Here is a 16651-nt window from a genome sequence, read left to right on the forward strand (position 1 = left end):
AAAAAACTGGGGTATTAGACTTATCTTTGCATAAAATAAGAGTTATGGACGAAAAGAATCCAGAGGAATTTTATAAAAAATTAAGAGAACAACTAACGGAAACCACAAAATGGCCGTCTAATTATCTTTACAAATTCATAGTGGAAACAGCTACGGATAAGATAGCTAAGATTGAGGGTATTTTTGATAATATGGGTGCGGTAATCGATTTAAAAAAATCTAAAAACGGAAAATATACAAGCGTTTCCATTACGGTGAATTTAAAAGGACCGGATCAGGTTATAGAAAAATATAAGGAAGTAGGTGAAATAGGTGGGGTAATCTCCTTATAAAATAGCTTTTCATCTATAATTTTATTATTTTGGCATCGTTATAAGAACACTTCTCAAACACAATAAGCTAAAATTTTCAATTTGCAATTAGTAGAAAACCTAGAATATAATACGGAGCGTCCTCATTTGATCATTCCTGAATACGGTCGTCATTTTCAAAAAATGGTAGATCATGCAGTATCAATAGAAGATCGCGAAGAAAGAAATAAAGTAGCCCAGTCCATTATAAGTGTGATGGGAAATCTTCAACCTCATTTACGTGATGTGCCAGATTTTCAACATAAATTATGGGATCAATTATTTATCATGTCCGATTTTAAGTTGGATGTAGATTCACCTTTTCCTATAACCTCAAAAGAGGTGTTGAAACAAAGACCAGAGGCGTTGGAATATCCGCAGAATTTTCCAAAATACAGATTTTATGGAAATAACATAAAACGAATGATCGATGTAGCGGTAGAGTGGGAGAAAGGCGATAAGCGTTCTGGATTGGAATATGCCATTGCCAACCACATGAAAAAATGCTATTTGAACTGGAATAAAGATGTGGTAGACGATAAAGCCATATTTAAGCACTTGTTCGAGTTAAGCGATGGTCAAATTGATCTAGCTTCAACTGGTGAGAGCTTAACGGACAGCGGTCAGTTTTTGAAAAATAGAGTTGCCAAGAACCCTAGATCCAGTTCAAACAAAAAAAATCAAAGAAATAATAACCGCGGTAAAAAACGCTATTAATTTCCACTTCTCTAGATGGGAACATTCAAAATAGAAGGAGGACACCAGTTATCTGGTGAAATAACACCTCAAGGAGCAAAGAACGAAGCACTTCAAATACTTTGCGCTGTTTTACTTACAGATGAAAAAGTAACGATCAACAACATCCCCGATATTGTTGATGTCAATAAACTTATAGCACTATTAGAAGATTTAGGTGTAAAAATTCAAAAGAAAGGCAAAGGCTCTTACACTTTTAAGGCCGATGATGTTAATTTGGATTATTTGCAATCTGACCAATTTAAACAAGATGGTAGAGGCTTAAGAGGTTCTATTATGTTGGTAGGACCGCTTTTGGCTCGTTTTGGAAAAGGATATATACCTAAACCTGGTGGCGATAAAATAGGACGCAGACGTTTAGATACTCACTTCGAAGGTTTCATTAACCTTGGTGCCAAATTTAGATATAATAAAGAAGAATACTTCTATGGGGTTGAAGCTGATAAGCTGAAGGGGACCTATATGTTATTAGATGAGGCTTCTGTAACAGGAACAGCAAATATTGTAATGGCAGCTGTTTTGGCAGAGGGTCAAACTACGATTTACAATGCTGCATGTGAACCATATCTACAACAGTTATGTAAGATGTTGAATAGGATGGGCGCTAAAATTACCGGTGTTGGTTCTAATCTATTGGTTATTGATGGTGTTGAGAAGTTAGGAGGAACAGATCACCGCATGTTGCCGGATATGATCGAAATTGGAAGCTGGATCGGATTGGCTGCCATGACGAAAAGTGAATTAACGATCAAAGATGTTAGTTGGGACGATTTAGGTCAAATTCCTACTGTATTTGGTAAGTTGGGAATTACTTTAGAGCGTAAAGGAGATGATATTTACATACCTGCCCATAAAGATGGTTACGAGATTCAAAATTATATAGATGGTTCTATCTTGACGATAGCCGATGCACCTTGGCCCGGGTTGACACCAGATTTACTTAGCATTATTTTAGTGGTAGCTACACAGTCTAGGGGTGAAGTGTTAATACATCAAAAAATGTTTGAAAGCCGCTTATTCTTTGTAGATAAGTTGTTGGATATGGGAGCAAAAGTAATTCTATGTGACCCTCATAGAGCAACCGTTATTGGTCATGACTTTAAGTCTACTTTAAAAGCGACAACCATGACTTCACCAGATATTAGAGCGGGTGTTTCTTTGCTAATTGCGGCGTTATCCGCGAAAGGAACTTCTACCATTCATAATATAGAACAGATTGATCGTGGTTATGAGAACATTGACGAAAGACTACGTGCAATAGGTGCTAAAATCGTACGAGTTTAAGCATTTTTTCTATTAGATATAAAAAACTCCATAATTAGGTTTAACCTTTTATGGAGTTTTTATTTTATAAATATGTTGTGTTATTTTTCAATTAAAGTACCATCCGGATATTTGGCAAATCTACCTCGGGTGGCATCATGGGTATGATCTGGGTGTCTCCATGGCCAACCTCCAAATTGGGTAGTTTTAAATTCATTCATTGCATTTTGTAATTCTTCATCGGAATTCATTACAAACGGACCGTATTTTGCTACTGGCTCACCTATAGGTTTTCCTTGTAAAACTAAAATATGGGCATTGGCTCCAATAGCTTTAATTTCAACCTCCTTAGAGGGATCTATATCTACGCCATGGTTTGGTTTTACCGATTCCCCTAATAGTTCTATAGTGCTACCGTCATAGAAATATATTGTTCTATGAGAATTTATCTCAGCTTTAGGTAGTGTAATTGTTCCATTTTCATCAATAGTAATGTTCCAAATTGCAACATCGTTATCCTTGTCAATTGCCCAAGAATCTGGTGCCGGGTCTGGTGCTTTTTCACTGTTGAATTCACCGGCAATTACTTTTATTCTAGCATTTTTTAAGTTTATAACAGGAATATCTTCATGCCACAGCATTTTAAAGTGTGGATCTACAAATTTACTTTTAGCTGGTAAATTCAACCATATTTGAAAAAGTTCAAGTGTATTTTCCTTGTCGGTATGTAGTAAAGGGAACATTTCTGAATGTTGAACCCCACTACCTGCAGTCATCCATTGTACATCGCCTTCACCAAAACGTCCTGCGGCGCCAAGTGAATCCGAATGATCACAAAACCCTTTGTTTACAACAGTGATGGTTTCAAATCCGCGATGTGGATGAGCCGGAAAACCTGGTATGGTTGTACCATGGTACATTCTATAACCATCCTTTATCTGAAAATCGTTTCCTAAGTTTCTACCTTCCAATGAGTCGTCGGGACCTAATTCACCATTCCCTTTTGGATAATGATCCAAGTGGTAAACACAGAACAAAAAAGGATCTTGTGTTTGCCAAGGAAAGCCCAGCTTAAATATGCTTTTAATTTCATTTTTCATGATATCGCTTTTTATCTTTTCAATGTGCTGCATTATTAATTTCAATCCAATTGTTTTCTGGATCTTTTAAATAAATCTGTCTAACACCATCCGCTCTTAAGGTTACCGAGTTTTCTTTACCTGGCCAGTCGTAATATGTAATATCTTTTTCTTCTAAGGAAGCTATTAATTCATCTAATTTTTGAGTAGCCAGACATAAATGAACACTTTTGCTATGCTGCATGGCAACGCTGTCTTTTCCTATTAAATGTAATTGAGAATTTCCTTGAATTATAAACCACTTAAAACCGGTTGGAGTTGAAGGATGAGGAATATCTTTTAGGTTTAATACATTTTTGTAGAAGGAACCAACTTTATCGAGGTCTTTTACTATAACGGAGTAGTGGTCGTAATTAAAATCAAATGACTGGGCAAAGATAATAGAGCTGTAAAGTACCAGTAGAATTACGGTAAATTTTTTCATTGTTTTTGTTGTTTAAGTTTGGTTCAATTTACTTAAAAATAAAAGAAGCTATCTGTTAAGATAGCTTCTTTTATTTGAGACTTATTGACCATTTAATGGAGGAGGACCATCGATCATCGGTTCGTAGACCTCGTCTCCTTTTCTAGTTTTAAACTCTTCCTTTACTTTACTGACCAGTTTAGGGTTTTGAAACAGATCTAACATGGTCATAGCCATTGCTTTTGATGCGTGAATCATTCCTTTATGACCAATGGACATTCCTCCACAGGCTACCACGGCCCAAGAATGCCATGGAGTTCCAGTTGGTGCTACCGATACGCCTAAGTTAATATTTGGCACGTTCCAACTAACATCTCCAACATCTGTAGAACCACCACCAGGACTCTCAAGGGTTTTTCGTAATGGGTGTACCGTGCCATCTAGGCCGACTTCTGGTTTGCCCGTTGCTTTTTGAATTGCTTTTCCAAATATGGTTTCTTCTTCAGTGTATGTAATAGGTCCCAAAAGCTCTAAATTATTCTGCATGATTTCTCCTCCAGAACGGTTTACCAGTGTTTCGTAAATTCCGGAAACCAAAGAGATCTTATAGTCTACATTTGCCATAATCGCGGCACCTTCGGCCATTTCTTTTACACGCTCATAAGTTGGAAGCATTTTTGCTCTTTTAGGATCTCTAACACGTACCCATAATTTGGCATAATCTGGTACTACATTTACAACTTGACCTCCATCTTGTATGTGATAGTGTATTCTTGAAGTGGGTAAAATATGCTCTCTGTAATAGTTTATACCAGTGGTATAAAGTTCTAATGCATCAGATGCACTTCGTCCGTTCCATGGATCCATAGAGGCGTGTGCGGTTTGTCCGTAGAACTCTACAATAAAATCGATTAAAGAAAGGCCACTTTGAACATCTGCTTCAATCTGTGCAGATGGGTGCCAGCTTATATTCACATCTACATCGTCCCAAAGTCCTGCTTTCACCATCCAAACTTTTGCAAAGTATTTTTCTTCAGCAGGTGTTCCTAAAAACTTAACTGTTCCTTTTATTTTTCCTGCATCCATTAATTCCTTTATGGCAATTGCAGACCCTAAACTTGCGGTGCCGAACATGTTATGCCCACAGCCATGCCCAGCAGCACCTTCTTTTAAGGGTTCTTTTACCGGTGTAGTCTTTTGTGAAATGCCAGGTAGTGCATCAAACTCGCCTAGAATACTGATAACTGGACTACCAGACCCGTAAGTCGCGGTAAAAGCCGTAGGTATATCAGCTACACCTCTGGTTACTTTTAAACCGTTCTTTTCTGCATAGTCAGCTAAAATTCGTGAAGATTCGCTTTCGTTGAAAGCAGTTTCGGCCAGTGCCCAAATAGAATCACTGATTTTTATTAATTCTGCTTTATGTTTTTCAACCGAAGCAACAATTAAATTTTTGTCCTTGCTCATTTTTTGGGCAAAAACCGATGCGCTCATGCATAGACAGAGCGCCATTAGAAATGTTTTTTTCATTTTTAGAATTAGTTTAAGTAGTTGTTTTGATTAGTCTTTTTAAAGATACTCAACTTTAATCTAATTCCTTCTTTTGAATTTATGTACGATAAAAAATTATGAAAATCGTAATTAAGCGACCGCTTCTTTATAGGTTTCTAAACAGCGCTCTCTGGCTATTTTATGATCTACCATTTTTTCTGGGTAATCTGTTGTACCGTATTCATGGATCCACTCTTTTATGTATTTCTTGTTTTTATCAAATTTATCAACCTGTGTCATTGGATTGAAAATTCTAAAATAAGGAGCAGCATCAACGCCACTACCTGCTGCCCATTGCCAATTACCAATGTTTGAGCTCATTTCATAATCTAATAATTTCTCAGCGAAATAGGCTTCTCCCCAGCGCCAGTCTATCAATAAATGTTTGCATAGAAAACTAGCTACCAGCATTCTTACCCTGTTATGCATATAGCCGGTTTCATTTAATTGGCGCATACCTGCATCAACTAACAAATACCCTGTTTTACCGTTTTTCCATTTTTCGAATTCTTCTTCGTTGTTACGCCATTCTATTCGATCGTACTTAGCCCTAAAAGATTTGTTCACCGTATGTGGGAAATGGTAAAGAATGGACATGAAAAACTCTCTCCAAATTAACTCGCTCCAAAATACTTTGTTCTTTTCCGCAATTGCCTTTTTCATCATTTTTCGAACCGATACCGTACCAAAACGTAAATGAGGTCCTAATCGAGATGTTCCGCTATCTTTAGCGGGGAAGTTTCTGGTGTCTTCATAATTATCTATAAGGGTTGGTGTTACATTATAATCTGGAACTTTAATTTTAGATTTTTCAAAACCGATATCATTTAATGATACATTGGGCAGTCTTGAATTTTTAATAAGATTTGATAAATACTGACTTGTGTAATGAATATGTAAATCTTTACTTTCATTAAACTGTTCTTGCCATTTATTCTTATAAGGAGTATAAACAACATAAGGGTCGCCATCACCCTTTACTATTTCAGATTTTTCGAAAATTACCTGATCTTTAAATGTTATAAATTGAATATCATTCTTCTTAAGGAAATCAGATATTTTCTCATCCCTTTCCTTGGCATATGGTTCATAATCTCTATTGGTAAAGACAGAAACTACCTTATAATTTTTAATTATATTTTTAAATGCTTCTAATGGGGTATCATTATAAATAGCTAAAGAACTTTCATGGTCATCTTGTAGCTGCTTGCGCATGGCTTGCAAGGTATCATGTATAAAAGAAACCCTTGCATCATCTTTTGGTAGTTTTGAGAGTATTTCTTTATCAAAAATAAAAATAGGTAGTACAGGAACATCACTTTTAAGCGCTTCTAAAAAACCAATATTATCATCAAGCCTTAAATCTCTTCTGAACCAAAATACAGATACTTCTTGTGCCATTTAATGAACGTTTAAGGTTGATAGTCCGCCATCTACTCCAATAATTTGACCTGACATCCAAGAGCTTTTATCACTCAATAGAAATATTGCAGTTTGGGCAATGTCTTCTGCATTTCCTATTCTATTTAAAGGATGTCTTTCGTTCATGGCTTCCCTTTTTTTATCATTATTTAAAAGTCTTTTTGCCAAAGGTGTATCTACCAATGACGGAGCCACAACATTTACTCTAATCTTAGGTGCATACTCAGCTGCCAAAGATTTTGCAAAACCTTCAATTGCTCCTTTTGAAGCGGCAACACTGGTGTGGTATGGCATACCGGTACCAACAGCAATAGTACTAAAAAAGACTATACTTGATTTGTCGTTCATTTTTGAGATAATACCTTTAATAACATTTACCAAAGAAAAGAAATTAAGATGCATATCATCTTTCATCGTTTCTAAAGACATCATCTTAAAAGGTTTCAAATTGATGCTGCCGGGGCAATATACAAATCCGTCTAATTTTTCTGGTAGTGTAGACAAGTCAAGTTCATCTACGGTAACATCGAAAGAAATGTGAGTAATGTTCTTATGTTGTAGATTTTCGCTTGTTCTTGAAGCTACGAATAGCTTATGTGTTTCTTTAAGTTCCTCAACAATCGATTGCCCAATACCGTAGGAACCTCCTATTAATAATATATTTTTCATTTAAAAAGATTTAAATTCAAGTTGATTCGGAATCGTTTCTATAGAGCCGAATAATTCTTTTAATTTTTGTTCGCGAAAATGGAATATTTCCTTTAATTGATTTTTTACTAAGATGGGGTGTACCATTTGCCCTAGAACACCCATTGGTAATTTATAATCAATGATGTCTTCCATTTCTACGCCTTCATTAATTTCTTTAATGAAATGTTTGTGATGCCATAATGCATAAGGTCCAAATCTTTGTTCATCAACAAAGTAATTTCCCTGTTCTACATGTGTGATTTCAGTGACCCATTTTGTAGTATATCCAGGAAAAGGAGAAACTTTATATTGAATAATTTGACCGGGAAACATATCTCTATCGGCTCCCGATATAATATTGAAACCCATTTGTTTTGGTGTAATAACTTTTAAGTTGGCTGGGTTGGATAAAAATTGCCATGCTTCAAGTCTTGAAATTGGTAAGGCTTGTTTAGAATGTAGTTGATATAGTTTCATAAAGGTATTTAATAGTCAAACAAAAAATGTTTGTTTAACATTATGTAAAAATAATTAAACAAATTGAAATTAGCTTTCTTATCGGTTTAAAAATTAACTTTATCGATAAAATTGAATTTAGGTCACTTAAAAACAAGCGGTTAACATTATTCTGACTTATTTTGTAACCATGAAGGTTTTAAATCAATTTTTACTTCTAATAATGGTCATTTGCAGCGCTAAAGGATTAGCTCAGCAAAATGTACAAACCGTGGGGGAATTACCTAATGAAATATTTGAAACATCGGGACTAATATATTTCAACGGTAATTTGATTACTCACAATGATTCTGGTAATGAGCCTACACTATATGAATTGGATACTTTGTCTTTATCAATACAAAGACAGGTGACAATTAATAATATTTCCAATATTGACTGGGAAGCCATCTCACAAGATCAGGATTACATTTATATAGGCGATTTTGGCAATAATGTAGGAACAAGAACAGATTTGGCCGTATACAGAATTTCCAAAGCCGACTACACCGCTTCAGATTCCGTAACAGCAGAAATTATTAATTTTTCATATGAAGATCAAGTAGACTTTAGTAACAACGGTAATAGTGATTGGGATGCAGAGGCTTTTGTAGTATTAAATGATGGCATACTTGTTTTCACTAAACAATGGCAAAGTCTTGGCTCGGTGGCATATCAATTTTCTAAAGTTCCGGGTACCTATATCGCAAGTAGGGTAGGAGCTATAGACAACGTCGGGCTAATTTCTGATGCTACATATGATATAGATTCTAACAGGTTAGTATTCTTGGGGTATTCTTCAATTTTAAGTCCCTTTGTCGGTATAATAGAAGATTTTAATTTAACTATTCCTTTCGAAGGATATACCGAACATTCTCTCGGGCTAAATTTTGTTCAAGCAGAAGGAATTACACAAACTATATCGGGGCAGTATTTTTTTTCTTCTGAATACTATTCAAGGCAAACCCCAACTATAGTATCTCCCTCAAGGTTGTTTACATTTCAAGTACCCGAAATTGAAGAGGAAGAACCGGTTGAACCAGAAATTCCAGAGGAGCCAGAAGAGCCAGAAAATCCAGAAGAGCCCGAGTTACCCGAAAACGATGATGAAAACGAAAAACTGATTATTTATAGGGATAATTCTTCTGATCGTTACTATTATTCCATTACTACAGATAAGGCTGTTTACGGTCAAGTTATCTATGATGTTACGGGAAAAGAGGTTTATAAAAACTCTGAAAATGTGGAGAGAAAAGGTATTATTGCACATCATCTGGAATCTTCCATATACTATTTGGCTATTTTTCTCGAAGATGGGGTCATTGCCACTTCATTTGCAGTTTTTTAGGGCTCCACTTGCTATTTAAGTATTTGTTAACATTTCTACCCTTTCTTTATAAGTAGTTTTGTGATTATAACTAATCAGATAAACAATTATGAACAAAGTAGTACTTTTTTTATTGGCAATTGTAGCTTCATTAACCGTTGAAGCACAGATTAATACACCAGCACCTAGCCCTGCTGCAAAATTAATGCAGACTGTAGGTTTAACAGAGGTAACTATTGACTATTCAAGACCATCTATGAGAGGTAGAAAAGTTTATGGTAACCTTGTTCCTTTTGATAAATTATGGCGTACAGGTGCTAATGCATATACTAAAGTTTCTTTTGATACTGACGTTACCATTGGTGGTAAAGAAGTTAAAGCTGGTACTTATTCTATTTTCTCAAAACCTGGAGCTTCTAACTGGGAAGTGTATATCTACACAGATATTGTTGGTGGTGGAACACCTAGTAATTGGGAGGAAAGTAAAATTGCCGCTCAAATAACGGCACCGGTCTATAATATTGAAATGCCAGTTGAAACTTTTACCATAACTATTGATGATGTCACCAGTACAGGAGCAAATATTGGGATTATATGGGAAAACACTTATGTGGCAATTCCTTTTTCAGTTCCTACAGATGCTACCGTAATGAGTAATATAGACAAAGCCTTAAACGGACCGTCTGCTGAAGATTATTACGCAGCGGCAGTATACTACTCCAGTGAAGGAAAAGATATCAATAAAGCCAAAGAGTGGATGGATAAAGCAATATCCATGACCGAAAAACCGGCATTTTGGCAATTAAGACAACAGTCTTTAATATTAGCAAAAGCAGGCGATAAAAAAGGAGCAATCGCAGCTGCTAAAAAATCATTGGAAGGAGCTACTGCTGCCGGAAACAATGATTATATTAAAATGAACAACGATTCAATAAAAGAATGGAGTTCTAAGTAAATTGATTCATTCTATAGAACTAAAAAGTCCGTGCTATTGCACGGACTTTTTTTATGGTTTAACACTGAGTGTTATTCAAAAACCTTAACGCCATCATCAATATCCAAATGGTAGAATTCAGCATCGATATTGGTCTTTTCTTTATAAGATTGTAAAAGAGATCTTATGTTTGATTCCAAATTTTCTGTTTCCATTAAGTTTATTGTGCAACCACCAAATCCGCCACCCATCATTCTAGAACCTAAAACTCCTTCAAGTTCTTCTCCAATCTGTACTAGGTAATCCAATTCGCTAGTAGTAATTTCATATTGAGTGGACATTGCCCAATGCCCTTCTTTCAATACCTTGCCAACACCTACAGCATCTCCATTGGTCAGCAATTGCATCATTTTAAGTACACGTTCATTTTCTTCTATAATATAGGTTGCACGTTGTACGTCAATTAAATAGACCTTTTTTTTTACCTTTTCTAAATCATCTTTGTCAACCTCTCTTAACGATGTAATTTGTGATTTGTATTCTTGTACTTGTTTAACAATGTTCTCACAAGAAACACGCCTTTTATTATATTCAGAATCAACGGCTAAATTATGTTTTATATTAGAGTTGATTAAAACCCAACTATAGCCTTTTAGATTAATAGGAATGTATTTATGACTTAGGTCTTTACAATCTAAAAAAAAGGCATTTCCTTTTTTGCCAAATAGAACTGCATACTGGTCCATTAATCCACAATTAAGACCAATTTTGTGTTCAGCTTCTTGGGCAATTAAAGCTATTTCTTCTCTAGTAATTTTTTGTTTTGAAATTTGAGTAATAGCATAGATAAATCCGCAACATAGGGCAGCGGAGGAAGAAAGACCTGATCCAATAGGTATATCACCTCCAAATACACAGTCCATACCTTTTAAAGGGTAGTTCTTTGAATCTAAAATTTCAATTATTGCTTTAAAATAATTTCCCCAAAAAGAATCGAACGGTTTGTGCGCTCCGTTAAGTTGGAATTCCACTTTTTCTGGCTGAGTCAAAAATGTTTCAATGCGAATGCTATTTTGATCATTATCGGAAACAGCAAAGTATATTCCTTTTTCAATTGATGCGGGTAGTACAAGACCTTCATTGTAATCAGTATGCTCACCGATTAAATTGATTCGTCCTGGAGCTTTGATAAGAATGTGATTTTTACTGTAATTCTCTTCAAAGTAAGACGCAACTTTCTTATGTACCATTAAGTGTTTTATTAAAATCTATAATTCTTAGGTAGATGCCAATGGCTTGTTCAGCATACGGTCAAAGGCTTCAAATATAAATGAAATTATTATAACCAAAGCGGCACCGAAAAAGTTAAGCCATAAGTACCCAAGTTTTTCTTGACCCGAAGGGTAAATATGTATGAGATAGTAGTATATAATGCAAACGATAACCTGTGTTACTACCGCAGCAAAGAATACAGCATTTCCTTTGATAAACTTAAAAAAGAATGCGATTAAGAATATCCCTAAAACATTACCATAAAAAATACTACCAATAATATTAACAAGCTGAATTAAATTATCAAAAAGATTGGCGACGCATGCAATTAGAATGGCAATCACGCCCCAAATTAGGGTGAAGAATTTAGAGGCTTTAACATAATGTTCTTCGGTAAGGTTGGTATCGCCCTTATTTCGTTTATATAAATCTAATGCGGTGATAGTTCCCAATGCATTAAGTTCAGACGCTGTCGATGACATGGCAGCAGATAAAATGACTGCCAAAAGAAGCCCGACCAAACCAGTTGGAAGGTTGTTGAGTATGAAGTGGATGAATACATAATCTTTATCATTGGTTTCAACCACATCGTTGGCTTGACTAATAAGTGATTTAGCAGCCACTCTATTAGTACTGTCCTTTTGGTTTATGCGTATAATCTGTTTTTTTGCTTCTTCAACAGCAGTATATTCCTTTATTTCCAATGCCGCAGAAAACTTGTTTTGTGCGATTCTTTTTTCTGCCTCTAATGCTATTTGACCTTCTTGTAATACTTTATAGTCATCTGCATATTCAGATTCCATAACCGCTTGTGTAGCAGAAGGGTTAAAGTTAAGTGGTGAAGGATTGTATTGATAAAATACGAACACCATTACACCAACCAATAATATGAAGAATTGCATCGGTATTTTAAAGATGGCGTTGAAAACTAGACCTAACTGACTTTCCCTAATCGATTTACCCGATAGGTATCTTTGCACCTGACTCTGATCTGTACCAAAATACGCAAGAAATAGAAATAGCCCGCCGGTAATACCGCTCCAAAATGTATATCGACTAGAGGTGTCAAAATCAAAATTCAATATTTCAAGTTTATTGCTGGCACCTGCAATTTTCATTGCTTTACTAAATGTGATATCGGTAGGTAGGTAGCCGAGAATAAAAAAGAAAGTGATGAACATCCCCGTCATGATTATGAACATCTGTTGTTTTTGGGTAACACTGACTGCATTGGTTCCACCAGATACTGTGTAGATGATAACGAGTGTTCCAATAATTATATTCAAGGTTCTTAAATCCCAACCTAATACCGCCGATAAAATAATAGAAGGTGCGAATATGGTAATACCTGCAGCTAAACCTCTTTGAATAAGAAATAGAACGGCAGCTAACGACCTCGTTTTTAAATCGAACCTACCTTCTAAAAATTCATAGGCGGTGTAAACTTTCATTTTATGGTAAAGAGGTACAAATACCATACAAATGATTATCATAGCTAATGGGAGTCCAAAATAGAATTGAACAAAGCCCATACCATCGTGAAAAGCTTGACCTGGTGTTGATAAGAACGTTATGGCACTCGCTTGTGTCGCCATAACGGATAATCCTATGGTCCACCATTTGGAATCATTACCACCACGAACATAGTCGTCGACGTTTTTACTTCCTTTGGTTTTCCAAACTCCATATATAACTATAAAGAGTAGTGTACCGGCGAGAATTATCCAATCTAATTCTCTCATATTAATTGAATGATGTCATTATGTAATAGAAAACAAGAACATAAATAAAATTGAGTACCAATAAAATGGTATACTCTTTTTTCCAAGTAGCATTTTCATCTCGTTCTTTGTTCATCCTTTAATTTTCACGTTTGTTTCTACTTTATCCTTGCCAATAGATAACATATTAGAAAATAATTTATATGCTCCTGGTACACCTACAGGTAATTCCCTAAAAAAGCTGAGTCCCGTATAAATATAGTTTCCTTTACCATATGGGGCAATTAATAAGCTGCCTTTTGAGGCATCTTCGCCCTCATCATGCATTTCAAGAATAGGTGTAAATTCTTGACTCCATTTATCGGGAAAATATAGACCTCTTTCCTGTACCCAACCATTAAAATCGTTTTCATCGATTTCATTAGGAAAATTTACCAAAGAATGATCTTTTGCTATTATGTTAACCTCAGAGTTTTCATTGGTTACCCTATCTCTTGAAATTTCTATATCATATGGAGCAATATTTTCAAATTGTGCACCCCATCTACTAGCTGTATTATATTGCACAATTACCGTACCACCATTTTTAGCATAATCTAAAATAAAACGCTGTTTAAACTTCAGTTCATCTACAACATTATATGCTCTTATGCCAAGTACAACGGCGTCGTATTTTTTTAATGATTCTGTAGTTATTGCTGTTGGGTCAATTAGCTGTACGTTGTATCCGATCTGTTCTAAACTGGTAGGTACTTCATCGCCTGCTCCCATAATGTAACCAATGTTTTCACCGGCTTTTTGAATGTTTAAGCGAACAACTTTTGCCTCAGACGGAAGTAAAACAGTCTGGGTAGGCACATGGTCGTAAGCAATGGTTGCCAGTTCTTTGGTGATTTCCTTTCCGTTTATACTTAGAATAGGGGAGATGATACTTTCGCTTTCGGTAGAAGGCGGACTCAACGTGAAATAAACTGTTTGTTCATCACCTTTTTTGGCTATAGAAAAGTTTTGCTTATAGGCATCTACCTTCCAGTCTTTACCATATTTTAATTCTATGGTACCAGAAATATTGTCTTGGTGTGCTTTTATGGTTACCGGAATTTTTTTCTTATTGGCATCGGCGAAAATTAAAACCTTATCGGTAAAGCTCGCTGTAGCTTCTGGCACAACTTCAAAAGGGTGGTAAATTTCACCCTTATCTGGTTTGGCATATTTATAAACTACAGGAGTGGTAATAGGTATGGTTGTACCATTGATGTCAAGTAAAAATTTGGCATTAAAGGCTCTTGGTGTTTCGGGTTTGCCAATTAAATCTTCATTGGTGACCTTATAGGTGCCTAAAGTTCCTTTTTCCATTAACCAATACGGGCTAGTGTAGTTCGTTGATGCGGGAATAGCCAGGTCAACCTTTTTAGTTATAAGATTGTTATTGGTTAAAGCTTCGTTTTCAATGGCTACTTTTTGAGTATTTAAAAAAACCGATTTTAACTTGATGTTTAAATTACTTCTATTTAATGCTTGCACCTGAACTTCAACTTCTTCCCCAGGGTTGGTGTATGCAGTTTCTGTAGATGCTTCTAAATGCAATCCTGAGATGGCAAAAATTATAGAAGTTAGCTCTTCCGTTTTTATATTTTTCCAATGGTCGTTAGATAAACCTTGTATTAAGTTATATGCTTTAAGTAAAGCAGGTATGTGAATGGTAGGGTCTTTGAAATTAAAATTTTCTTGTACGTCGTAAAGAATATCCCCTATCGCCTTACCGCCATCAACCCTTTTCCAAGTGGTATCAATACCATCAAAAAGGTTCGATTTGTTTTTTGGTAAATCACCTTTTAACAATTCAATGTATTCATCTTCAGTACCTCTTGTGCTTAGTCTGCCAAACCCTTGGCATAGATGTTGGCTGCTTGCCAATGAGGCAATTTCATTATTCGACATTCCTAACATGGGGTAGTAGGTGCCAACGTCCATATGTAAAAGATTAGTTTTATCGGCAGCCTTAAATTTTTCCTGACTTCCATAAAACCACCATGATGTATTAAAGAACAATCTTTTTGGTTGCCATGTTTTGGTAGCTTCAAGTTGCTCAGGGTAAGCACTTTCATCATTGGCAAGATCAAAGGCTTCATAGCTTAACATAGCCGATGCGGTGTGATGCCCATGGGTTGTACCTGGAGTTCTATGATCAAACCTGTTGATAATAACATCTGGTTTAAACTTTCGAATGGTTCTTACCACATCGCCAAGAATGGCTTCCTTATCCCATATTTCTAGGGTTTCAGCAGGTTGCTTTGAATATCCAAAATCGTTGGCGCGGCTAAAAAACTGCTGACCTCCATCAACTCTTCTCGCAGCCAGTAATTCTTGAGTTCTTAAAACTCCTAAAAGCTCGCGTAACTCCGGACCTATTAGATTTTGCCCTCCATCTCCTCTGGTCAAAGACAAATAAGCTGTTCTTGCCTTAACATTGTTGGCCAAGTAGGCAATTAAACGTGTGTTTTCATCATCTGGGTGAGCAGCTATGTAAAGTGCAGTGCCTAGAAAATTAAGCTTTTCAATTGCATGGTATATGTCTGTAGACGAATTGATCTTAGGGGTTTGGGCGTTTAGTGTGCCGAGTGCAAAAAGACTACAGGCTATAAACCCTAATAGATATCGCATTTTAAGTTGGTTTTGGTAGTAATTCCAAATATAATAAGATTAGCCCCTACGCGTACTTGTTTTTACAACTTCTTTAACAAAATCACATGGTTTGCTCTTCCTCTTCTTCGGTACTGATAAATTCACCTTGTTGATATGTGGATATTAATATGACGCCTTTTTGTAAAACCAAGTTATTTGGATAAGTAAGAATTTCGCCATTGCTTCTTCGTAAATGAAGGTGAAAAGCCCTAATGTCCTCTATAACAAATTTGTCTAAATCACTATTGTTAGGGTCAAGTAATTCCTTATCTAAAATTCGAATGGTATTCCCGATTTTAAATGGGAATGAGAAAAAGATGATAACTCCTGCGGTAATATTACTTAAAATGGACCATTGTGCAAACAGCGCTACACCAATAACCGCAAAAACAGAAGAGAGCATTACACCTAAATCTTGGTAGTTTACACTCCAAACCAAGGTAAGTGCCACAATGGTTATAATTGTTAAACCAATGTTGATGAATTTAATGATCAAATTGGTTCTTACAGGATTAAAATCACTGATTTTACTGACCTTTCTTACCGCTGTAGTGAAAAGGAATTTTAATATTAAGATAACTATAAAGACAATGAGACTATAAATAAGTTCATTGTAATGCTCATTGATAAACGCTTTCATATA

15 protein-coding genes are annotated in these 16651 nt (G+C 35.7%); 5 read left to right on the forward strand and 10 right to left on the reverse strand.

The window, feature by feature from the left end; all coding sequences use genetic code 11:
• The first annotated feature begins 44 nt into the window (after positions 1–44).
• From DCS95_RS00300 to murA, 3 genes are all read left to right on the forward strand, one after another.
• The gene (locus DCS95_RS00300; RefSeq protein WP_116768869.1) at positions 45–332 is read left to right on the forward strand and encodes a DUF493 family protein; all 288 of its coding nucleotides are present in this window, start codon (positions 45–47) and stop codon (positions 330–332) included.
• 81 nt (positions 333–413) lie between these two features.
• Entirely contained in the window at positions 414–1067 is a 654-nt protein-coding gene (locus DCS95_RS00305; RefSeq protein WP_116768870.1) for a DUF4290 domain-containing protein, read from the forward strand.
• A gap of 15 nt (positions 1068–1082) precedes the next feature.
• Complete coding sequence (gene murA / locus DCS95_RS00310; protein ID WP_116768871.1) at positions 1083–2390, forward strand: UDP-N-acetylglucosamine 1-carboxyvinyltransferase; 1308 nt, start codon at positions 1083–1085, stop codon at positions 2388–2390.
• Between the two features lie 80 nt (positions 2391–2470).
• Here murA and DCS95_RS00315 read toward each other — a convergent pair whose 3' ends face one another.
• From DCS95_RS00315 to DCS95_RS00340, 6 genes are all read right to left on the reverse strand, one after another.
• Positions 2471–3469 carry a pirin family protein gene (locus DCS95_RS00315; protein WP_116770094.1) on the reverse strand — a complete coding sequence of 333 codons (999 nt, stop codon included), beginning with the start codon at positions 3467–3469 and terminating at the stop codon, positions 2471–2473.
• Positions 3470–3488: 19 nt separating this feature from the next.
• Complete coding sequence (locus DCS95_RS00320) at positions 3489–3932, reverse strand: VOC family protein (RefSeq protein WP_116768872.1); 444 nt, start codon at positions 3930–3932, stop codon at positions 3489–3491.
• An 81-nt stretch (positions 3933–4013) separates the two neighbouring features.
• Entirely contained in the window at positions 4014–5441 is a 1428-nt protein-coding gene (locus DCS95_RS00325) for an amidohydrolase (RefSeq protein ID WP_116768873.1), read from the reverse strand.
• Between the two features lie 111 nt (positions 5442–5552).
• Positions 5553–6863, reverse strand: a complete 1311-nt coding sequence (locus DCS95_RS00330; RefSeq protein ID WP_116768874.1) for a cryptochrome/photolyase family protein — start codon at positions 6861–6863, stop codon at positions 5553–5555.
• The gene (locus DCS95_RS00335; RefSeq protein WP_116768875.1) at positions 6864–7553 is read right to left on the reverse strand and encodes an SDR family NAD(P)-dependent oxidoreductase; all 690 of its coding nucleotides are present in this window, start codon (positions 7551–7553) and stop codon (positions 6864–6866) included.
• Entirely contained in the window at positions 7554–8051 is a 498-nt protein-coding gene (locus DCS95_RS00340) for an SRPBCC family protein (protein ID WP_116768876.1), read from the reverse strand.
• A 169-nt stretch (positions 8052–8220) separates the two neighbouring features.
• Here DCS95_RS00340 and DCS95_RS00345 point away from each other — a divergent pair, with 169 nt between their 5' ends.
• Both DCS95_RS00345 and DCS95_RS00350 read left to right on the forward strand, forming a co-directional pair.
• A complete protein-coding gene (locus tag DCS95_RS00345) occupies positions 8221–9417 on the forward strand; it encodes a hypothetical protein (RefSeq protein ID WP_116768877.1) in 1197 nt (398 codons plus the stop codon).
• 88 nt (positions 9418–9505) lie between these two features.
• Complete coding sequence (locus DCS95_RS00350; protein ID WP_116768878.1) at positions 9506–10351, forward strand: DUF2911 domain-containing protein; 846 nt, start codon at positions 9506–9508, stop codon at positions 10349–10351.
• Between the two features lie 71 nt (positions 10352–10422).
• Here the strand turns inward: DCS95_RS00350 and galK are convergent, their stop codons facing one another.
• From galK to DCS95_RS00370, 4 genes are all read right to left on the reverse strand, one after another.
• On the reverse strand, positions 10423–11580 hold the full coding sequence (gene galK, locus DCS95_RS00355) for a galactokinase (protein WP_116768879.1): 1158 nt from the start codon (positions 11578–11580) through the stop codon (positions 10423–10425).
• A gap of 27 nt (positions 11581–11607) precedes the next feature.
• Positions 11608–13344, reverse strand: coding sequence for a sodium:solute symporter family protein (locus tag DCS95_RS00360; RefSeq protein WP_116768880.1), 1737 nt, complete (start codon positions 13342–13344; stop codon positions 11608–11610).
• Positions 13345–13455: 111 nt separating this feature from the next.
• Complete coding sequence (locus DCS95_RS00365; protein WP_116768881.1) at positions 13456–15987, reverse strand: PIG-L family deacetylase; 2532 nt, start codon at positions 15985–15987, stop codon at positions 13456–13458.
• A gap of 82 nt (positions 15988–16069) precedes the next feature.
• A complete protein-coding gene (locus DCS95_RS00370) occupies positions 16070–16648 on the reverse strand; it encodes a mechanosensitive ion channel domain-containing protein (protein WP_116768882.1) in 579 nt (192 codons plus the stop codon).
• Positions 16649–16651: the final 3 nt, after the last annotated feature.

This window comes from Maribacter litoralis, from assembly GCF_003075045.1.
In the GTDB taxonomy this organism is placed as follows: Bacteria; Bacteroidota; Bacteroidia; order Flavobacteriales; family Flavobacteriaceae; genus Maribacter; species Maribacter litoralis.